General features: G+C 73.3%; 17 protein-coding genes and 1 tRNA gene. 13 read left to right on the top strand and 5 right to left on the bottom strand.

Going from position 1 to position 18,993, the window contains the following annotated elements:
• Nucleotides 1-30 precede the first annotated feature (30 nt).
• Together glpR and ABZ899_RS05275 are read left to right on the top strand one after the other, a co-directional pair.
• Nucleotides 31-1,209 carry a gephyrin-like molybdotransferase receptor GlpR gene (gene glpR / locus ABZ899_RS05280; RefSeq protein WP_361340978.1) on the top strand — a complete coding sequence of 393 codons (1,179 nt, stop codon included), beginning with the start codon at nucleotides 31-33 and terminating at the stop codon, nucleotides 1,207-1,209.
• A gap of 84 nt (nucleotides 1,210-1,293) precedes the next feature.
• Nucleotides 1,294-1,367: transfer RNA gene (locus ABZ899_RS05275), tRNA-Ala, on the top strand.
• 122 nt (nucleotides 1,368-1,489) lie between these two features.
• Here ABZ899_RS05275 and ABZ899_RS05270 read toward each other — a convergent pair.
• Nucleotides 1,490-1,966: a GNAT family N-acetyltransferase gene (locus ABZ899_RS05270; RefSeq protein WP_361340975.1), complete on the bottom strand. Its 477-nt coding sequence runs from the start codon at nucleotides 1,964-1,966 to the stop codon at nucleotides 1,490-1,492.
• A 77-nt stretch (nucleotides 1,967-2,043) separates the two neighbouring features.
• On the opposite strand from ABZ899_RS05270, the gene xth reads away from it, so the two are divergent.
• Entirely contained in the window at nucleotides 2,044-2,847 is an 804-nt protein-coding gene (gene xth / locus ABZ899_RS05265) for an exodeoxyribonuclease III (protein WP_361340973.1), read from the top strand.
• Here xth and ABZ899_RS05260 read toward each other — a convergent pair.
• Entirely contained in the window at nucleotides 2,844-3,506 is a 663-nt protein-coding gene (locus ABZ899_RS05260; RefSeq protein WP_361340970.1) for a MerR family transcriptional regulator, read from the bottom strand. The genes xth and ABZ899_RS05260 overlap by 4 nt on opposite strands.
• A gap of 132 nt (nucleotides 3,507-3,638) precedes the next feature.
• Here ABZ899_RS05260 and ABZ899_RS05255 point away from each other — a divergent pair, with 132 nt between their 5' ends.
• The 4 genes from ABZ899_RS05255 to ABZ899_RS05240 all read left to right on the top strand — a co-directional run bounded on the left by ABZ899_RS05255 (nucleotide 3,639) and on the right by ABZ899_RS05240 (nucleotide 7,236).
• Entirely contained in the window at nucleotides 3,639-5,156 is a 1,518-nt protein-coding gene (locus ABZ899_RS05255; RefSeq protein WP_361340967.1) for an NAD(P)/FAD-dependent oxidoreductase, read from the top strand.
• A complete protein-coding gene (locus ABZ899_RS05250) occupies nucleotides 5,153-6,070 on the top strand; it encodes an alpha/beta hydrolase (RefSeq protein ID WP_361340965.1) in 918 nt (305 codons plus the stop codon). The genes ABZ899_RS05255 and ABZ899_RS05250 overlap by 4 nt, the downstream gene beginning before the upstream one ends.
• A complete protein-coding gene (locus tag ABZ899_RS05245; protein ID WP_361340962.1) occupies nucleotides 6,067-6,951 on the top strand; it encodes an SDR family oxidoreductase in 885 nt (294 codons plus the stop codon). The genes ABZ899_RS05250 and ABZ899_RS05245 overlap by 4 nt, the downstream gene beginning before the upstream one ends.
• Nucleotides 6,952-7,044: 93 nt before the next feature.
• Nucleotides 7,045-7,236 carry a hypothetical protein gene (locus ABZ899_RS05240; protein ID WP_361340959.1) on the top strand — a complete coding sequence of 64 codons (192 nt, stop codon included), beginning with the start codon at nucleotides 7,045-7,047 and terminating at the stop codon, nucleotides 7,234-7,236.
• Nucleotides 7,237-7,320: 84 nt separating this feature from the next.
• Here ABZ899_RS05240 and ABZ899_RS05235 read toward each other — a convergent pair whose 3' ends face one another.
• Nucleotides 7,321-10,587, bottom strand: a complete 3,267-nt coding sequence (locus ABZ899_RS05235; protein ID WP_361340956.1) for a S41 family peptidase — start codon at nucleotides 10,585-10,587, stop codon at nucleotides 7,321-7,323.
• Between the two features lie 196 nt (nucleotides 10,588-10,783).
• On the opposite strand from ABZ899_RS05235, the gene ABZ899_RS05230 reads away from it, so the two are divergent.
• The 4 genes from ABZ899_RS05230 to ABZ899_RS05215 all read left to right on the top strand — a co-directional run bounded on the left by ABZ899_RS05230 (nucleotide 10,784) and on the right by ABZ899_RS05215 (nucleotide 15,194).
• Nucleotides 10,784-11,383: a TetR/AcrR family transcriptional regulator gene (locus tag ABZ899_RS05230; protein WP_361340953.1), complete on the top strand. Its 600-nt coding sequence runs from the start codon at nucleotides 10,784-10,786 to the stop codon at nucleotides 11,381-11,383.
• Between the two features lie 103 nt (nucleotides 11,384-11,486).
• On the top strand, nucleotides 11,487-13,718 hold the full coding sequence (locus ABZ899_RS05225; protein ID WP_361340951.1) for an MMPL family transporter: 2,232 nt from the start codon (nucleotides 11,487-11,489) through the stop codon (nucleotides 13,716-13,718).
• Between the two features lie 133 nt (nucleotides 13,719-13,851).
• A complete protein-coding gene (locus tag ABZ899_RS05220) occupies nucleotides 13,852-14,352 on the top strand; it encodes a YbaK/EbsC family protein (RefSeq protein ID WP_361340949.1) in 501 nt (166 codons plus the stop codon).
• Nucleotides 14,349-15,194, top strand: coding sequence for an EamA family transporter (locus ABZ899_RS05215; RefSeq protein WP_361340946.1), 846 nt, complete (start codon nucleotides 14,349-14,351; stop codon nucleotides 15,192-15,194). Before ABZ899_RS05220 ends, ABZ899_RS05215 begins: the two co-directional genes overlap by 4 nt.
• A gap of 13 nt (nucleotides 15,195-15,207) precedes the next feature.
• Here ABZ899_RS05215 and ABZ899_RS05210 read toward each other — a convergent pair whose 3' ends face one another.
• Entirely contained in the window at nucleotides 15,208-16,674 is a 1,467-nt protein-coding gene (locus ABZ899_RS05210) for a metallophosphoesterase family protein (protein WP_361341549.1), read from the bottom strand.
• Between the two features lie 283 nt (nucleotides 16,675-16,957).
• Here ABZ899_RS05210 and ABZ899_RS05205 point away from each other — a divergent pair, with 283 nt between their 5' ends.
• Nucleotides 16,958-17,407 (top strand): hypothetical protein, encoded by a 450-nt coding sequence (locus tag ABZ899_RS05205; protein ID WP_361340943.1) that lies wholly within the window; start codon nucleotides 16,958-16,960, stop codon nucleotides 17,405-17,407.
• Between the two features lie 70 nt (nucleotides 17,408-17,477).
• Nucleotides 17,478-17,753: a DUF1876 domain-containing protein gene (locus tag ABZ899_RS05200; RefSeq protein WP_361340941.1), complete on the top strand. Its 276-nt coding sequence runs from the start codon at nucleotides 17,478-17,480 to the stop codon at nucleotides 17,751-17,753.
• On the opposite strand, the gene ABZ899_RS05195 is transcribed toward ABZ899_RS05200, so the two are convergent.
• Nucleotides 17,750-18,910 (bottom strand): serine hydrolase domain-containing protein, encoded by a 1,161-nt coding sequence (locus ABZ899_RS05195; protein ID WP_361340938.1) that lies wholly within the window; start codon nucleotides 18,908-18,910, stop codon nucleotides 17,750-17,752. The two genes, ABZ899_RS05200 and ABZ899_RS05195, sit on opposite strands and share 4 nt — an antisense overlap.
• Between the last annotated feature and the right edge of the window lie 83 nt (nucleotides 18,911-18,993).

Here is an 18,993-nt window from a genome sequence, read left to right as displayed (position 1 = left end):
CCTCACGCAAACCCCTCTACCGTGTGAGGCGTGAGCAGCAGCGGCCTCATCTACGCAGTCATCGTCGGGGCCTGGGCCGCCTACCTGGTGCCGATGTGGCTCCGTAGGCAGGACGAGCTGAACGAGGCCCGTCCGACGGAACGCTTCAGCACAGCCATCCGGTTGCTGTCCGGACGGGCGGGCATGGAGCGCCGGTACGCCAAGGACCTGCGCGCCCGCTCCACCGGCGAGGGGGAGCCCGGCGCGGACGACCCGGACGACGTCACCGAGTCGGTGGACGTCCGGGCCTTCGCCGTGCCCCCGACCCGTCCGCACACCCAGGCGGCGTCACCGGCCCAGGCACCGGCCCGCCCGGACCCGGCACGCCCCGACCCCACCCGCGACGCCCCCCGGGAGCCCGACGCCCAGGCCCGCAAGCGCGTGCCGGCCCCCCGGAGGTCCCCCTCCGAGGAGGCGGCCGCAGCGCGGGCCCGGCGCCTGAAGGTCCTCGCGCGCCGCCGGCGCACCACCGTCATCCTCTTCCTGGCCTTCACCCTCGGCGCGATCGTCGCCGCCGTCGGCGGACTCGCCTTCCTGTGGGCGCCCGGCGTCCCCGCCGTCCTCCTCAGCGGGTACATCGCCTACCTGCGGTCCCAGGAGCGCCGCCGCTTCGCCTACCAGATGGACCGGCGCGGCGCCGAGGCCGCCGCACAGCGGGTCCGCGAACACGCCCGCCAGAACCGCCGCCGCGGACCCGGCGACGCCCCACCCGGCGCCGCCGACTCCGACGAAGGGGCCGGACCAGCCACCGGCACCGACCTGTCCGCGCTCGCCGCCGACCGCCGGGCCCTCGTCGAGCAGACCGACCACGCCGAGTGGGTCGACCAGCAGCGCGAGCGCCAGCGGCGCCCCGGGCACGGCGACAGCTGGGACCCGGTACCCGTCCCCCTGCCGACGTACGTGACCGCGCCCGTCGCCCCCCGCGCCACCTCCGACGTCGACCTCGGCGCACCGGACGCGTGGAGCTCGGCCCGCTCCAGCGCCGTCGGCCACGAGCACGAGGCCCCGGCCGCTGAGACCCCCGCCGCGGCCGAGGACGACCGCACCGACGGGGGCGAGCGCAGCGACGCCCGCCGGGCCGCGTCCGCCCGCCGGGCCCGCGAGCGGGGCCGCACACCGCTGTTCGACCAGTACGAGGACGGCGACCGGCCGCGCGCCGCCAACGAGTGACGGCGGCCCGGCGCGGCCGCCCGGCCGCCCGGCAACGGATTTCCGAGCACGCCGATCGGGGTGCTAAAGTTTCACTCGTTGCAAGGGCCTGTGGCGCAGTCCGGTAGCGCACCTCGTTCGCATCGAGGGGGCCAGGGGTTCAAATCCCCTCAGGTCCACGCAGCCCAAAGCCCCGGTAGGGATCTCCCGACCGGGGCTTTGGCATGTCTCAAGGTCGGGAAAGAGGCGGCGGGCGCCGGGGTCTGACCCCCGATCACCCGCCACGGATGTGTGCCGGTGCTCACAGCGCCTTGGCGTAACACAGGCTCAGTTCGTGGAAGCGGTAGTAGCCGAACTTCTCGCACGGCTCGTAGCCGCTCGACGTGTAGAGGGCCACCGCCTCCGGCTGCTTCACGCCCGTCTCCAGCACCATCCGCCGGCGCCCCGCCGACCGGGCGTCCTCCTCCAGCGCGGCCAGGATGCGCCGCGCGAGCCCACGGCCGCGCACGTCCTCCACCACGTACATGCGCTTCAGCTCGGCGTCGCCGTCCCGGTTGCCCTCGCCGTTCTCGTCCTGCGTCCGCCAGCCGCCGGAGGCGACCGGCACGCCGAGCGCGTCGTACGCGATCAGGTACAGGCCCCGCGGGGGCGCGAAGTCGGCCACGGCGAGCGGCGTGGCGTCACCGTCGTCGCCGTAGCGGACGGCGTACTCGGCCTGGACCTGGTCGTTGAGCTTGACCGCGTCGGGGTGGTCGAAGGGAACCGGTCGAATATGCATGCTGAATACCGTATATCAATTCAAGATCGGGACATTCCAGAATCGGACAGCGTCCAGTGTGCCGGTAAAGTGCCTGGGTGCTCACTGTGACCTCTGTAAATGTGAACGGACTCCGGGCCGCCGCGAAGAAGGGCTTCGTGGAGTGGCTCGCCGGAACCGATGCCGACGTGGTGTGCCTCCAGGAGGTCCGGGCCGAGCCGCAGCAGCTCCCCGAGCATGTCCGCGCCCCCGAGGGCTGGCACGTCCTGCACGCGCCCTCGGCCGCCAAGGGCCGCGCCGGGGTCTCCCTCTACACACGCCGCGAGCCCGACCGGGTACGGGTCGGCTTCGGGTCCAGCGAGTTCGACGCCAGTGGCCGCTACGCGGAGGTCGACCTGCCGGGTGTGACGATCGCCTCCCTCTACCTTCCCTCCGGCGAGGTCGGCACCGAGCGGCAGGACGAGAAGTACCGCTTCATGACCGAGTTCCTGGCCCACCTGAAGGACCTGCGCGAACGTGCCGCCGCCGACGGCCGCGAGGTCCTGGTCTGCGGCGACTGGAACATCGCCCACGACAAGGCCGACCTCAGGAACTGGCGGGGCAACGCGAAGAACTCCGGCTTCCTGCCCGAGGAACGCGCCTGGCTGACCCGCGTCCTCGACCCGTCCGAGGGCGGCTACGTCGACGTCGTCCGCGCCCTGCACCCGGACGTGGAGGGGCCGTACTCCTGGTGGTCGTACCGGGGACGGGCGTTCGACAACGACACAGGATGGAGAATCGACCTCCAGGTCGCGACGCCGGGGCTCGCGGGCCGGGCGCTCAAGGGCTACGTGGAACGCGCCGCCACGCACAGCGAGCGCTGGTCGGACCACGCGCCGGTGACGGTCGTCTACACGACCTAGTCCTGCGGCTGGTCCCGCTCGCTCTGCTTGCGCAGCCGGCGGTCCAGGGCCAGGGAGAGTTCCGCCTCGACGACGCTGCGGGCCAGGGGGCGCAGGCGGGGGAGGTCGGATTCGCCGGCGTGGCGCAGGACCAGGTCGGCGAACAGGTCGGCCATGGCGTCGACGTGTTCGCGGATGCGGCGGCCGGCGGTGAGGACCTCGGCGAGGGGGATGCCCTCGCGGACGAGGGCCGAGGAGACGTCGAGCAGGCGGCGGCTGATGTGGACGATCTCGTCGCCGTCGGTGCCGAGGTAGCCGAGGTCGAGGGCGGTGGCGAGGTTCTCGGGGGTGACCTGGCCCTCGAAGCGGGCGGCGAGTTCCTCGGGGGTGAGGCGGACCGGCTCCTCCTCGGTGGGGGTGACGCCGAGGACGTCGGCGACGTCGCGGCCATGGTCGAGGGCTTCGGCGAGTTCGGCGATGCCGGTGAGCGTGTGGCCGCGTTCCAGGAGAGCCGCGATGGTGCGCAGGCGGGCCAGGTGGTGGTCGTCGTACCAGGCGATGCGGCCCTCGCGGCGGGGCGGCGGGATGAGCTTGCGCTCGCGGTAGAAGCGCAGGGTGCGCACCGTGATGCCGGCCAGCCGGGCCAGTTCCTCCATGCGGTACTCACGCTTCTCGGTCACTCGGGCACCTTAATTCGTACCGCGGGTAACTTTCCTCGGCCCGCCCCCTACCGGTCGGTACGGGGCTCCTCTACGCTCCCCACCATGCCAGTGTTCACTGGCGTGATTCCGGTGGAGCAGGGAGGCACACGCATGGCCGAACGCGAACATGTGCGGGTCGCGGTGATCGGGTCCGGGTTCGGCGGGCTGGGAGCGGCCGTTCGGCTGCGGCGCGAGGGCGTCACGGACTTCGTCGTCCTGGAACGGGCGGGCAGCGTCGGCGGCACCTGGCGGGACAACAGCTATCCGGGCTGCGCCTGTGACGTGCCGTCCCATCTGTACTCCTTCTCGTTCGCGCCCAACCCGGACTGGCCGCGCACCTTCTCCGGCCAGGAGCACATCCGCGCCTATCTGGAGCACGTCACCGACACCTTCGGGCTGCGGCCGCACATCCGCTTCGACTCGGAGGTGAAGCGGATGACGTGGAACGGCGAGCGGCTGTGCTGGGACATCGAGACCAGCCGGGGGGAGCTCTCCGCCGACCTCGTCGTCTCCGCCACCGGGCCGCTGTCCGACCCTAAGATCCCCGAGATCCCGGGCCTGGACTCCTTCCCCGGGCAGGTGTTCCACTCGGCGCGCTGGGACCACGACTACGACCTGCGCGGCAAGCGGGTCGCCATGGTCGGCACGGGCGCCTCCGCCATCCAGATCGTGCCGTCCATCCAGCCCGAGGTGGAGCGGCTCACCCTGTTCCAGCGCACCCCGCCGTGGGTCATGCCCCGGATGGACCGTGCGATCAGCGGGGCCGAGCGGTCGCTGCACCGGGCGCTGCCGTTCACCAGCCGGGTGCGCCGGGGCCTGCTGTGGGGCATCCGGGAGCTCCAGGTGCAGGCGTTCACCAAGCACCCGAACGAGCTGGGCTTCATCGAGGGCCTGGCCAAGCGGAACATGGCCCGTGCGATCAAGGACCCGGAGCTGCGGGCCAAGCTGACCCCCGACTACCGCATCGGCTGCAAGCGGATCCTGCTGAGCAGTGCGTACTACCCGGCCCTCGCCCGGCCCAACGTGGACGTCGTGGCCAGCGGGCTCAGCGAGATCCGGGGCTCGACGCTCGTCGCGGCCGACGGCAGCGAGGCCGAGGTCGACGCGATCGTGTTCGGCACCGGGTTCCATGTCACCGACATGCCCATCGCCGAGCGCGTGGTGGGTGCGGAGGGCAAGACCCTCGCCGAGGTGTGGAAGGGCGGGATGGAGGCGCTGCGCGGCGCTTCCGCCGCCGGGTTCCCGAACTGGATGACCATCATCGGGCCCAACACGGGCCTGGGGAACTCGTCGATGATCCTGATGATCGAGTCCCAGCTGAACTACATGGCGGACTTCGTGCGCCAGCTCGACGTGCTCGGCGGGCGGGTGGCCCTGGACGCCCGGCCGAGCGCCGTGCACGCCTGGAACCGGCGGGTGCAGCAGCGGATGACGCGGACCGTCTGGAACACGGGCGGCTGCACCAGCTGGTACCTGGACGCCAACGGCCGCAACACCACGGTGTGGCCGGGCACGACGGCGGAGTTCCGGCGGGCCACCCGCCGTGTGGACCTCGCGGAGTACGCCGTCGTCCGGTCCTCGGCGCCGGAGCGCGCGCACAGCGGCGAGAACGCGGAGGTGTCCGCGTGAGCCGCCCGACGAGCGTGGCCTCGGGGCCGTACGCGCCGCCCGTGCCGGTCCGTGAGCTGACGGTGGAGTCCGCCGACGGGGCCCGGTTGCACGTGGAGGTGCACGGGCCGGAGGGCGCTCCGGCCGTCGTGCTCGCGCACGGCTGGACCTGTTCGACGGCCTTCTGGGCGGCGCAGATCCGCGAACTGGCCGTGGATCACCGGGTCGTGGCCTACGACCAGCGCGGTCATGGACGCAGCCCGGCCGGTGCCGTGTGCAGCACGGACGCCCTCGCCGACGATCTGGAAGCCGTCCTGGGGGCCACGCTGGCCCCCGGCGAGAAGGTCGTCGTGGCCGGGCACTCGATGGGCGGGATGACCGTGATGGCGGCGGCCGCCCGTCCGGCCTTCCGGGAGCACGCGGCCGCCGTCCTGCTGTGCAGCACGGGTGCGTCGCGGCTGGTCGCCGAGTCGATGGTGCTGCCGCTGCGGGCGGGCGGGCTGCGGACCCGGCTGACGGGGCGCCTCCTCGGGTCGCGGGCGCCGCTCGGGCCGGTCACGGCGGTCGCCCGGGCGATCCTCAAGTACGCGACGATGGGGCCGCGTTCGGCGCCCGAGATGGTCGAGGCGTGCGCGCGGATCGTGCACGCCTGCCCGCGGACCGTGCGGCACGCCTGGTCACAGGTGCTGGCGCTGATCGATCTCGACCACGGCATAGGGGAGTTGACCGTGCCCACGGCGGTGGTCGTCGGCACGGCCGACCGGCTCACCCCGCCGGTGCACGCCCGTTCGCTGGCCGCCGCGCTGCCGAACTGCCTCGGGGTGACCGAGGTCGCGGGGGTCGGGCACATGACGCCCATCGAGGCACCCGAGCTGGTCACCGGGAAGATACGCGAACTCGTCACGACGTACACGCAGGTCAAGGAGGGTGCATGAGCAGGGTGAGCCTTGAGGGCCAGGTCGCCGTCGTCACCGGAGCGGCGCGCGGGGTCGGGGAGCTGCTCGCGCGCAAGCTGTCCGCGCGGGGCGCGTCGGTGGCGCTGGTGGGCCTGGAGCCGGATGTGCTCAAGCAGGTCTCGGAGCGGCTGCACGGCGACAGCGACCAATGGCACGCCGACGTCACCGACCATGAGGCGATGACGCGGGTGGCGCGGGAGGTCAAGGAGCGGTTCGGGAAGGTCGACATCGTGGTCGCCAACGCCGGTGTGGCGACGGGCGGGCCGTTCGTCGAGTCCGATCCGGAGTCCTGGCGGCGGGTCATCGAGGTCAACCTGATCGGGTCGGCGGTGACCGGGCGGGCGTTCCTGCCGCTGCTGGTGGAGAGCCGGGGCTACCTGCTGCAGATCGCCTCGCTCGCGGCGATCACCCCGGCGCCGATGATGTCGGCGTACTGCGCGTCCAAGTCGGGTGTGGAGGCGTACGCGCACAGCCTGCGGGCCGAAGTCGGCTACAAGGGCGTGCGGGTGGGCGTCGGCTATCTGTCGTGGACGGACACCGACATGGTGCGCGGCGCCGATCAGAACGACGTGATGCGGGAGTTGAGGCAGCGGCTGCCGTGGCCGGCGAACAAGACCTACCCGCTGGGACCGGCGGTCGACCGGCTCGTGGCCGGGATCGAGCGGCGGTCCAGCCATGTGTACGGGCAGTGGTGGCTGCGCGGCATGCAGGGGGTGCGCGGGTATCTGCCGGCGCTCATCGGGACCGTGGGGCAGCGGGAGATGCGGCGCTTCGCGGACCGGCTTGACGGCATGCGGACGGGCCTGGTCGGGGCGGGCGGCGAGGCCGACGAACAGGCGAGGACTACACGGCGTCACTGATCGACATGCGCAGGGTTACGGCCCGTGTGAATCTGGTCGAGGCCCCAGCGAGGGGGCCGATCCGACCCACTACGGGAGTGAACCCACATGGGCATGAAGGACCAGTTCAAGGAGAAGTCCGAGCAGCTCCAGGAGCGTGCGCGCCAGCACGGGCAGCAGGAGCGCGGCCGTCCGCAGGAGCAGCCGGAGCGGGGCCGCCCGCAGCGGCCGCAGCGGGACGAGGAGTCCGACCGCTCGCGTGAGCGTGAGGACGACGAGCGCTTCGACCTCGACTACGACCGGTAGTCGGTCGGTTCGCTGAAACGCGGGGTGCCCCCGGCTCTGGTGGGTGCCCCGCGTTCGCGTGGGCGGCTGCCGGCCCGCGCGCTGTCAGGGCGCCGGCCGCGGCGGCAGTCTCGGCCGGGACCGGTCCGGTACGTGGGAGTAGTCGGGCGGTGTGGCCGGCGGGTGGGACTCCAGCAGTTCCAGGGCGAGTTCGACGGCGTCGGAGAGCTGGGCGTGGCGGCCCTCCGCCCAGTCCAGGGGGGTGCGCAGGACCTCGACGTCGGGGGAGACGCCCCTGTTCTCGACGGACCAGCCGTAGGCGTCGAACCAGGCCGCGTTCATGGGGACGGTGATCACCGTGCCGTCGCCGAGGCGGTGACGGCCCGTCATGCCGACGACACCGCCCCAGGTGCGCTGGCCGACGACCGGTCCGAGGCGCAGCAGCTTGAACGCGGCGGTGATCATGTCGCCGTCGGAGGAGGTCGCCTCGTCGGCGAGGGCGACGATCGGGCCGCGCGGCGCGTTGGAGGCGTACGACACCGGCTGGGCGTTGCGGGTGAGGTCCCAGCCGAGGATCTTGCGGGTCAGTTTCTCCACGACGAGTTCGCTGATGTGGCCGCCCGCGTTGCCGCGCACGTCCACGAGGAGCGCGGGGCGGGACACCTCCATGCGCAGGTCGCGGTTGAACTGGGCCCAGCCCGAGCCGCCGAGGTCGGGGATGTGCAGATAGCCGCAGCGTCCGCCGCTCAGCTCCCGGACGACGGCCCGGCGTTTGGTGACCCAGTCCTGGTAGCGCAGGGGCCGTTCGTCGATGAGGGGGATGACGGCGACGCGGCGTGCGCGGCCGGCGACGCCCTCGGCCGGGGCGAAGGTCAGCTCCACCGTGGTCCCGCCGGCCCCGGCCAGCAGCGGGTACGGGCCGGTGCGGGGGTCGACCGGGCGGCCGTCGACGTGGGTGAGCACCGCGCCCTCGCGGATGCCGGTGCCGGCCAGCGGGGAGCGGGCCTTGGAGTCGGAGGAGTCGCCGGGCAGGATGCGCCGGACCGCCCAGCCCTCGTCGCGGCGGACGAGGTTGGCGCCGAGCAGGCCCTGCCAGCGCTGGTAGTGCGGCGGGCCCTCGTTGCGGCGGGCGGCCGTGACGTAGGCGTGCGAGGTGCCCAGCTCGCCCAGGACCTCGCGGAGCAGGTCGGCGAACTCGTCGGGGGTGGAGACGCGTTCGACGAGCGGGCGGTACTGGTCGAGGATCGCGTCCCAGTCGATGCCGCACATGCCGGGGTCCCAGAAATACGCCCGGGTCAGGCGTCCGGCCTCGGCGTACGCCTGCCGCCACTCGGCGGCCGGGTCCGCCTCGTGCAGGATGCGGCGGGCGTCGATCCAGACCGTGCTGTCGCTGTCGCCGGACTCGCTCGCGGGAACGGCCCGCAGGTCGCCCTCGTCGAGGACGACCAGCCGGGTGCCGTCGCCGCTGACCGCGAACGAGTCGAGGTGGCCGACCAGTTCGGTCTTCTTCGCCTTGCCGATGGAGAAGTGCTCCAGGGTGGGCCGGCCGGTCGTGTCGTCGGGGTTGGCGAAGGTCTCGCCGAGCGCGCCCGAGATCGGCCAGCGCAGCCACACCAGTGCGCCGCCGGCGACGGGGCGCAGCGCCGAGTACTTGGAGGCGGTCACCGGGAACGGCGTGACCCGGCTCTCCAGCCCCTCGGTCTCCACGGTCGTCGTGCCCAGGTCGCCGCCCTCCTCGTCGGTCAGCGGGTCCATGCCGCCGGCGGCGGGCCGGCCCTCCGGGGTCAGGGCGAACGGGGAGGGGGTGGCCGAGGAAAGCGGGACGAGGTAGGGGCGGCAGCCCAGCGGGAAGGACAGGTCGCCGGTGTGCACGTCGTAGACGGGGTCGAAGCCCCGCCAGGACAGGAACGCCAGATAGCGGCCGTCCCGGGTGAAGACCGGGTTCTCGTCCTCGAAGCGGCCGTCGGTGACGTCGACGATCAGCCGGTCCTTCATCCGGGCCAGTTTGATCTGGCGCAGGGAGCGGCCGATGCCGGGGTGGGACCAGGTCAGCCAGCCGCCGTCGGGGGAGAACGCGAGATCGCGCACGGGGCCGTTGACGGACCGGATCAGCTCGGTGACCTCGCCTCCTCCAGACTTCGTCCGGGAGGTGCCCCCAGAGTCCTCGGCCGCGTCGAGCAGCAGCAGCCGGCCGTCGTGCGCGGCGATCGCGAGTCGTTCGCCCTGGGGGTCGGCGACCAGTTCCAGGACCCGGCCCAGCTCGCCCGAGGCCAGCCGGCGCGGCTCGCGGTCGCCGGTGGCGCGCGGGAGGTAGGCGATCTCCACGGCGTCCTCGCCGTCCGCGTCGGTGACGTAGGCGACCTGGCCGACGGAGCCCAGCATCTCGGGGAGGCGGACCCGTACGCCGGGGGTGTCGGTGATGGTGCGGGCGGGGCCGTCGCGGTGGGTCAGCCAGTACAGGCTGCCGCGGACGACGACGGCGCTGGCGCGGCCGGTCTCGTCCACGGAGACGCCTTCGATGTGCTGGGCTGCCGGCACCTGGTACCGGCGGCGTCCGGTCACCGGGCCGGACAGCCGTACGTCGAGCCGGCGGGGTTCGGAGTCGGCCGAGAGGTCGTCCACGATCCACAGGTCGCCCGCGCACTGGTACACCACCCGGGTGCCGTCGCTCGCGGCGTGCCGGGCGTAGAAGGCGTCGTGGTCGGTGTGCCGGCGCAGGCCGGAGCCGTCGTGGGCGCAGGAGTAGAGGTTGCCGATGCCCTCGTGGTCGGAGAGGAAGGCGATGCGGTCGCCGACGAACATGGGGGAGTGCAGATGCCCGTCCAGACCGGCGAGCAGGCGGGTGCAGTGCAGCCACAGGCGGCCCGTGGCGCCGCCCCGGTAGCGCTTCCAGTACGCCGGTTCGTGCGGCGGGGTGCCGGTCAGCAGCAGGGTGCGGCGCTCGCCGTCGATGTCGGCGACCTGGATGTCGGAGCAGGGGCCCCAGGGGAGCTTGCGGCCGGGGTCGCCGTCGGGGCGCACCTGGTGGGCGAACGTGTAGTGGGAGAAGGGCTCGCCGTGGGAGCCGACGGCGAGGATCACCCCGTCGGGGTCCCAGCCGCACACCTGGGTGTCGCCGGAGCCCCAGTAGGTGAGCCGGGTGGTGACGCCGCCGTCGACGGGCACGAGGTGGATCTCGGGGGCGAGGGTGCGCCAGCTCGTGTACGCGATGTGCCGGCCGTCGGGGGAGAAGCGGGGGTGGCCCGTCTTGGCGCGGTCGACGGTGAGCCGCCAGGCGCGGCCCGGGGCGTCCAGGGGGGCCAGCCACAGGTCGTCCTCGGCCACGAAGCACAGCAGGTCGCCGCTCAGATGCGGAAGGCGCAGGTAGCTCACCTCCCCATGCTTCGCCCGGGGGCCGACCGGGGCAAGTCGTGACATACCGCCCGTTCGGATGGGCGCCGAGCCTGTCCGGCCGGGAGGCGGCGCACGTGACCCAGGACACGAACGAAACCGTTTCGTTTCGTTAGGGGGATGCGCTATCGTCTTAGGTGTACGAAACCGTATCGTTCGGAGAAGGAGGGTGGCAGCGATGACCGAGGCGTCCACGACACGGCGTTCACGCATCACCCCCGAGCGCGAGGCCGAGCTGTACGCGGCCGTGCTCGACCTGCTCCGGGAGGTCGGCTACGACGCCCTCACCATGGACGCCGTGGCGGCCCGCACCCGGTCCAGCAAGGCGACGCTCTACCGCCAGTGGGGCGGCAAGCCGGAGCTGGTGGTCAAGGCGATCCGGCACACCAAGCCGGCTGGCGCCACCGGCATCGACACCGGGTCCCTGCGGGGCGACCTGCACACCCTCACGTCCCAGGAGGACGACTGCACCATGCAGCAGAACGCCGCGCTCATGCGCGGTCTGTTCATGGCGGTGCACGGCAACCCCGACCTCCTGCAGGCGTTCAAGGAACTCCTTATCGAACCCGAGATGGAGGAGTTCCGGCGGATCCTGCGACGGGCCGTCGACCGCGGCGAGGTCCGCGCCGACCGCCCTGCGCTCGACTACGTCGTGCACATGCTCGTCGGCGCGTTCGCCACACGGTCGCTGATCGACGACAGGCCGCCGACGAAGGCCTTCCTCACCTCCTACATCGACGCCGTCGTCCTCCCCGCCCTCGGCGTCCCCGTCACCTGACGAGTTCCCCTCACGTAAGCCCTTTCCTGACGTAACCGCTCACGTCGTCGGGCTGATCACCCCTGCCCAGAACCAACCCACGACCTGACCGGGAGACGCCCTCGTGGCCACGTTCCTGTACAAACTCGGCCGGCTCGCCTTTAGGCGACGCCACTTCGTCGCCCTCATCTGGGTCGCGCTGCTCGCCCTCGCCGGTGTCGGCGCGGCCAGCGCCCCGAGCGCCGGCAGCACGTCCTTCTCCATCCCCGGCACCGAGGCCCAGAAGGCCTTCGACCTGCTGGACGAACGTTTCCCCGGGATGAGCGCCGACGGCGCCACCGCCCGGGTCGTCTTCAAGGCCCCGGACGGCCAGAAGATGACGGACGCCGGGAACGAGGCGACCGTGAAGGACGCCGTCCGGGAGCTGTCCGACGGCTCCGAGGTGGCCTCCGTCGCCGACCCGTACACCGCGCACGCCGTCAGCAAGGACGGCACGATCGCGTACGCGTCGGTGAAGTACAAGGTGTCCGGCATGGAGCTGGAGGACACCTCGCGCGAGGCCCTGAAGGACGCCGCGCAGGACGCCCGCGACGCCGGACTGACCGTCGAGGTCGGCGGTGACGCCCTCCAGACGACCCCCGAGACGGGTGCCACCGAGGTCATCGGCATCGCGATCGCCGCGGTCGTCCTCGTCATCACCTTCGGCTCGCTCGTCGCGGCCGGACTCCCGCTGCTGACCGCCCTGATCGGCGTCGGCATCGGCATCTCCACCATCGCCGCCCTGGCCAGCGCACTGGAGCTCGGCTCCACCACCTCGACCCTGGCGACGATGATCGGCCTCGCCGTCGGCATCGACTACGCCCTGTTCATCGTCTCCCGCTACCGGGCCGAGCTCGCCGAGGGACGCGACCGCGAGGAAGCGGCCGGACGGGCCGTGGGCACCGCCGGCTCCGCGGTCGTCTTCGCCGGCCTGACCGTCGTCATCGCCCTGGTCGGCCTGTCGGTCGTCAACATCCCCATGCTCAGCAAGATGGGCATCGCCGCCGCCGGCACCGTCGTCATCGCGGTCCTGATCGCCCTGACGATGATCCCCGCGCTGCTCGGCTACGCCGGCCGCAAGGTCCGCCCCGCCGGCGCCAAGAGCCGCTGGATGGGCGGCCGGCGCGCCGAGCGCAAGGCCGCGTCCGGCACCGCGAAGCCCAACATGGGCACCCGCTGGGCCAGTTTCGTGGTCCGCCGCCCCGTCGCCGTGCTGCTGCTCGGCGTGCTCGGGCTCGGCGCGGCCGCCGTCCCCGCGACCTCCCTGGAACTCGGCCTCGGCGACGACGGTTCGCAGCCGACCTCCACCACCCAGCGCCGCGCCTACGACCTGCTCTCCGACGGCTTCGGGCCGGGCTTCAACGGACCGCTGATGGTCGTCGTCGACGCCCGCGGCACCGACGACCCGAAGGCCGTCTTCAGTGACGTCGGCGACGAGATCGAGCGGCTGGACAACGTGGCCACCGTGACGCCGGCCGCGCCCAACAAGGCCGGCGACACCGCCACCATCACCGTCATCCCGAACGCCAAGCCGTCGTCGGTCACCACCGAGAACCTCGTGCACTCCATCCGCGACGAGGGCGCCCGCATCCAGGCCGACAGCGACGCGACCGTGCTGGTCACCGGCTCGACCGCGATGAACATCGACGTCTCGCAGAAGCTGAACGACGCCCTGCTGCCGTACCTCGCGCTGGTCGTCGGCCTGGCCTTCCTGCTGCTGATCGTGGTGTTCCGCTCGGTCCTCGTCCCGCTCAAGGCGGCCCTCGGCTTCCTGCTGAGCGTTCTCGCGGCCCTCGGCGCGGTCGTCGCGGTCTTCCAGTGGGGCTGGTTCGCCGGCCTGCTGGGCGTCGAGGAGACCGGGCCGGTCATGTCGATGATGCCGATCTTCATGGTCGGCGTGGTCTTCGGCCTCGCCATGGACTACGAGGTGTTCCTCGTGACCCGGATGCGCGAGGCGTACGTCCACGGCGAGAAGCCCAGCCAGGCGGTCGTCACCGGCTTCCGGCACGGCGCCCGGGTCGTCACCGCGGCCGCGGTGATCATGATGGCGGTGTTCGCCGGCTTCATCGGCTCCAGCGAGTCCATGGTCAAGATGATCGGCTTCGGCCTGGCGATCGCCGTGTTCTTCGACGCCTTCGTGGTCCGCATGGCCATCGTCCCGGCGGTCCTCGCCCTGCTCGGCAAGCGGGCCTGGTGGCTTCCGAAGTGGCTGGACCGCGCCCTGCCCAACGTGGACGTGGAGGGCGAAGGCCTGCGCACCCCCGAGGACGGCAGGGACGCCGACCCGGACGCGGACCGCGCGCCGGCCCTCGTGTGACCCGCGGCCACTGATCGGGACCGGCCGGTGAGGGCTCCGTGGGGACGGGGCGCCCTCACCGGCCTCCGCCGTGCCGGTCCGGCCCCCGAAACGGGCTCGCGTGGCCCGTACACGCACCGCTAGCGTGCCGTGCATGACGACGACCGACAGCACGGGCTCCGGAGCCCACCCCCGGTTCGCCGAGGCCCTGCAGGAACTGGGCCTCGGCGAACTGCTGCCCCGCGTCCGCCGCTTCCCGGACGCCGCCCGCACCGCCCCCGAGGCCGCCGCCGCGATCGGCTGCGAGCTCAGCGAGATCTGCAAGTCCCTGATCTTCGCCGCCGACGGCGTCCCCGTCCTGGTGCTCATGGACGGCGCCTCCCGCGTCGACCTCGAACGGGTGCGGGAGGAACTCGGCGCCGCGAAGGTCACCCGCGCCAAGGCCGACGTCGTCCGCGAGACCACCGGGTACGCCATCGGGGGCGTGCCGCCCTTCGGGCACCGCACCCGCACCCGCGTCCTCGCCGACCGTTCGCTGCTGCAGCACGACGTGGTGTGGGCCGCCGCCGGGAACCCGCACGCCGTCTTCCCCATCGAGCCGAAGGCCCTCGTCGCGCACGCCGGCGCCGCCCTCGTGGACGTGCGCGAGCAGTGACCCCCCTGGTCACCGCGGCCGTCCTGACCGCCGCCGTCACCCACGCCGGCTGGAACGCCATCGCGCACCGCATCACCGACAAGCTGGTCGGGTTCACCCTCATCGCGGGCGGCGGCGCGCTCATCGGGATCGCCCTGCTGCCCTTCGGGACGTTCCCGGCCGCGGGCGCCTGGCCGTACCTCCTCGCCTCGGCGCTCGTCCACGTCCTGTACTACGCGCTGCTCATGACGTCGTTCCGGCTCGGTGACTTCGGGCAGGCGTACCCCCTCGCCCGTGGCACCGCGCCGCTCGTGGTCGCCGTCCTCGCCGCCGTGTTCGCCCACGAGGTGCCGGACGGCTGGGCGGCCGCCGGTATCGCCCTGTCCTGCGCGGGACTGACCGGGGTCGCCCTGTGGGGCCTGCGCGGCCGCCGGCCCGACTGGGCCGCGATCGGCGCCGCCCTCGCCACCGGGCTGACCATCGCCGCCTACACCCTGCTCGACGGCCTCGGCGTCCGCGCCTCCGGATCGTCCCTCGGCTACATCGCCTGGCTGATGCTGCTCCAGGGCCTCGTGATCCCGGCGTTCACGCTGGTGCGCCGGCGCGGATCGGCCGCGGCCGCGCTGCTGCCGTACGCGGGGCTGGGGCTGCTCGGCGCGGCCCTGTCCGTCGCCGCGTACGCCCTGGTCCTGTGGGCGCAGACCCGGGCCGAGCTGGCGCCGGTCGCGGCGCTGCGCGAGTCCTCCATCATCGTCGGCGCCGCCATCGGCGCCGTCTTCTTCAAGGAGCGCTTCGGGGCGCCGCGTATCGCGGCCGCGTTCCTGCTGGTCGCCGGGATCGGGCTGATGCTGCACGCGGGATGACCCGGCGGACCCCTCAGGCCCGTCCCGTGATGCCCGACAGGTCACGGACCGTCATGCTGTTGCGGTCGCCGACCGTGCGGCCCAGCGAGTGGTGGGGCCACAGGCCCGCGGCCACGCGCCGGCTGCGCTCGCTCCACTGACGGGCCGCCAGGTCGCCCGCCTTGTAGTGGTTCAGGGCGTAGCCGCCCGAGTGGACGCGGAGCAGGGTGAAGCCGCCCGGGTACTCCTTGGCCGCCGCGACCTCCTGCTGCGTGACATGCGGGGCCCGCGCCAGCACCGTGCGCTTGTTGCGGTGCGTGTGGCCCGCGTGGTGCAGGAAGACGCCGGGCGCGTCCGCGTAGGCGTCGAGCACGGCACCGGCCTGCCGGCGGTCCAGGCAGTGCCCGCGGGTCACCGGGAACACCGAGTCCCGCACGGTCAGCGGATGGTGCCCGAACACCAGCGTCGGCTGGTCCGGCTGCTCCCTCAACCGGTCCCGGAGCCAGGCCAGTTGCTCGGGCCCGAGGCCGCCCGCGCCGGCGCCGTTGCCCACCTCGACGTAGGTGTCGAGGCCGACGACGCGCAGCCCGCCGAGGTCGTGGGTGAAGTACCCGGGGCCGTCGCCGTCCACGAACGCGGCGGCGAAGGTGTTCTCCGCCGACCGGTCGTGGTTGCCGCGGACGACGAAGTAGTCCTGCCCGTGCCTGCCGAACCCGTCGAGGATCCGCCGGGCCTCGGCCAGGTCGCGCGCCGCCCCGCAGGCCGAGATGTCACCCCCGGCGAGCAGCACGTCCGCCCCGCGCAGCCGGGCCTCCTCGACCAGCGCCCGGACCATGAGCTCCGGGTACGGCTCCCCGCCCGCCCGCTGCGGCACCCCGCGCAGCAGGGGCAGCCCGCCGACCAGCCCGGCCGTGGTCTCGCCGAGATGCAGGTCGTTGCAGAGCGCGATGGACAGCAGATGCCGGCCGGGCGGGGGCCGCGGGGTCGTGAAGGAGTACGGCCCGCCGCGGGTGCCCAGCCCGAACGCCGAGGTGCCGACCGCGTTGCCCCGCACCAGGTGCAGCGGGGTGGGAAGCGCGGCGACACCGCGTGAGCGGGCCCGGTAGTAGTACGTCTGCCCCGGCTCCAGTCCGGTCAGCTCGACCTGGTGGTGGGCGGTGGGCCGGTCCCCGGACGCGACCCGGTTCAGCCGGGACGGGTGGGTGCCGTAGACGACCTCGCCCTCGGTGACGGCGGGCACGGGGCGGCCGGCGCCGTCGTCGGTGCCGGGGACACCGGTGAACCAGGTGACGACCGCGCGGTCCTCGGTGAGCGTGACCAGCTCCAGGTGGACGGCCGCCAGGTCGTCGGGGTGCGGTGCGCGGGGCCACCGGGTGGCCGTCGCCGCCGACCGCAGCAGGGCGGGGGTCAGCCGCGCCCCGGAGCGCAGCACCTCACGGGGGCCCGGGAGAGCGGACAAGACGGCGAGGGCGGGGAGATGGGCGGAGAGGCGGCAGCGCAGGTCCTCGAGGCGGCCCTGAGCGGGAGAGGGGACGAGAGGCGCCGGCGGCGGGACCGGGTCCGGTGCGCGACCCTCCCGGGGAAGCAGGGCGGGAACGCCCGCGGCGGCCCCTGTGCCGATGGTCACCTCATCCCGGGTTGCCGGATCGACCCCGGGTAAACGCGGGTCGGCCGGGGCGAACGCGGCGTCCGGAACCGGCCCTTCGACCCTCCGGGACCGGCCCCCACCGCCCGCCCGCCGCACTACGATCGTACCGGCGGACGGTTCACCGAGGGGGCGGACAGTGACGGCGCTGAGCGAGGGGTCGGACGCGGGGGTCGGCGACCGGGAACCCCTGCATCCCGACCGGATCAAGCACCTGGAGTTCATCCAGGCCACCATCACGCGGTTGGGGACCAACTCCTTCCTGGTGAAGGGCTGGGCCCTGACCCTGGCCGCCGGTCTGCTCGCCCTGTCCGCGAGCCGGCTGAGCTGGCACCTCGCGGCCGTCGGGGTGGTGCCGCTGCTGTGCTTCTGGTACCTCGACTGCTTCTTCCTGCGCCAGGAACGGGCCTACCGCCGGCTCTACGACGACGCCCGCCGCCCCGGCAGCACCGTCGAGCCGCTGTCGATGAACGTGGCGCCCCATCTGAGCGCCATGCCCTGGCGGGAGGTCTGGTTCACCCCGACCCTCCTGCTCTTCTACACACCCCTGCTGCTGGCCGATCTCGCGCTGCTCGCCCTCGCCGCCTGAGCCCGTGCCCTTCTGGCGGGCCCGTCCGTGAAGGAGCACCCTGGAAGCAGGTCTTCCGGAGGTGGTCGTCATGATGCACACCGCAGTGGGATGGCACGTCGAGATGGAGTTCATGGAGGACGACCAGCACACGCGGGCGGTCGCCATGGTGCGGCTCCCGGACGGCACCGAGGTACGGGCCCACGGGCACGCCAGCCGGCACCACACCGACTCCTACCAGCCCCGCGTCGGCGAGGAGATCGCCGGAGCCCGCGCGCTGAACGAGCTGGCGATGCAGATGCTCAGCAAAGCGCACACCGAGATCGACGCCGCGTCCGGGCGCACCTCGCACCCGATCAACGTCTAGGCGGCCGACGACGCCCGGACCGCCCGGATCAGCGCCTGCGCCCTCGGGTCCGCCGTCACCGTCCTGCGGAAGCCGTTCGTCACATAGCCGAAGGCGATCCGCGCCTCCGGGTCGGCGAAGCCGAGGGCGCCGCCGCGTCCGGGGTGCCCGAAGGAGCCGGGGCCGAGCAGCGGGGACGCGGTGCCGTGCAGCATGTACCCCAGTCCGAACCGGGTGTTGACGACCAGGACGCGGTCCGGGCCCGACGACTCCTCGGCGCGGGCCAGCTCCACCGTCGCCGGGTCGAGGAGCCGCACCCCGTCGACCTCGCCGATCAGGGCCGCGTAGAAACGGGCCAGCGCATCGGCCGTCGCGACGCCGTTCGTCGCCGGGAGCGCGGCGGCCCGGTACACCGGGTCGTTCTGGTCGGGGAACGGGCTGATCGCGGCGAACGCGCGGCGCGTGAGCGAGTCCGGGTCCTCGTAGGCCGCGGTGACCGACCGCTTCGGCCGGGCCCGCAGCGCGCCCGCCGGCTCCGGTCCGTCCACCCGCCCGGTACGGCCGGCCCGGCCGGCCGCCGCCTCCGGCAGCCCCAGCCACAGGTCGAGCCCCAGAGGGCCCGCCACCTCCTCGGCGAGCCAGGCGCCGACCCAGCGGCCCGTGACCCGCCGCACCAGCCCGTCGAGCAGCCAGCCGTAGGTCAGCGCGTGGTAGCCGTGGTCGGTGCCGGGCTCCCACACGGGCGCCTGCGCGGCGACGGCCGCCGGGCCGCGCTCGGGGTCCAGGGCCTCCTCGGGGGTGAGCGGCACGTCCAGGACCGGCAGCCCGGCGCGATGGCCGAGCACGTGCCGGACCAGCAGCCCCTCCTTGCCGTGCGCCTTGAACTCCGGCCAGCAGGCCGCCACCGGCGCGTCCAGGTCCAGTTCCCCGCGCTGGTGCAGCAGCAAAGCCACGGCGGCGGCGACGCCCTTGGTGGCCGAGCGCACGACCTGCGCGGTGCCGCGCTGCCAGGGCTCGGTGCCGTCGACGTCCCGGGTGCCGGCCCACAGGTCGACGACCCGGTGCCCGTCGCGGTACACGGCGACGGCGGCGCCGCGCTCGCCGAGCGCGGCGAAGTTCCGTGCGAACGCTTCCCTGACCGGCTCGAAGCCTTCGGCGACTGTGCCGTTCACGTCCACGTTCGTGCTCCCTCGACCGACCCCCGGCGCCCCCGTGGCGCCTGCGGTGCCCAGTCCAACATGGGTGCGCGACCTTCGATTCC

It is taken from the genome of Streptomyces sp. NPDC046859 (genome assembly GCF_040645135.1).
In the GTDB taxonomy this organism is placed as follows: Bacteria; Actinomycetota; Actinomycetes; order Streptomycetales; family Streptomycetaceae; genus Streptomyces.
This window is presented reverse-complemented; position numbering and strand designations above follow the sequence as displayed.

Bases quoted from the DNA above. Each gene is read 5' to 3' on its own strand.
- ABZ899_RS05245 (WP_361340962.1), top strand. From the start codon at position 6,067: ATGAGCAGGGTGAGCCTTGAGGGCCAGGTCGCCGTCGTCACCGGAGCG.
- ABZ899_RS05240 (WP_361340959.1), top strand. From the start codon at position 7,045: ATGAAGGACCAGTTCAAGGAGAAGTCCGAGCAGCTCCAGGAGCGTGCG.
- ABZ899_RS05220 (WP_361340949.1), top strand. From the start codon at position 13,852: ATGACGACGACCGACAGCACGGGCTCCGGAGCCCACCCCCGGTTCGCC.
- ABZ899_RS05230 (WP_361340953.1), top strand. From the start codon at position 10,784: ATGACCGAGGCGTCCACGACACGGCGTTCACGCATCACCCCCGAGCGC.
- ABZ899_RS05200 (WP_361340941.1), top strand. From the start codon at position 17,478: ATGATGCACACCGCAGTGGGATGGCACGTCGAGATGGAGTTCATGGAG.
- ABZ899_RS05255 (WP_361340967.1), top strand. From the start codon at position 3,639: ATGGCCGAACGCGAACATGTGCGGGTCGCGGTGATCGGGTCCGGGTTC.
- ABZ899_RS05270 (WP_361340975.1), bottom strand. From the start codon at position 1,966: ATGCATATTCGACCGGTTCCCTTCGACCACCCCGACGCGGTCAAGCTC.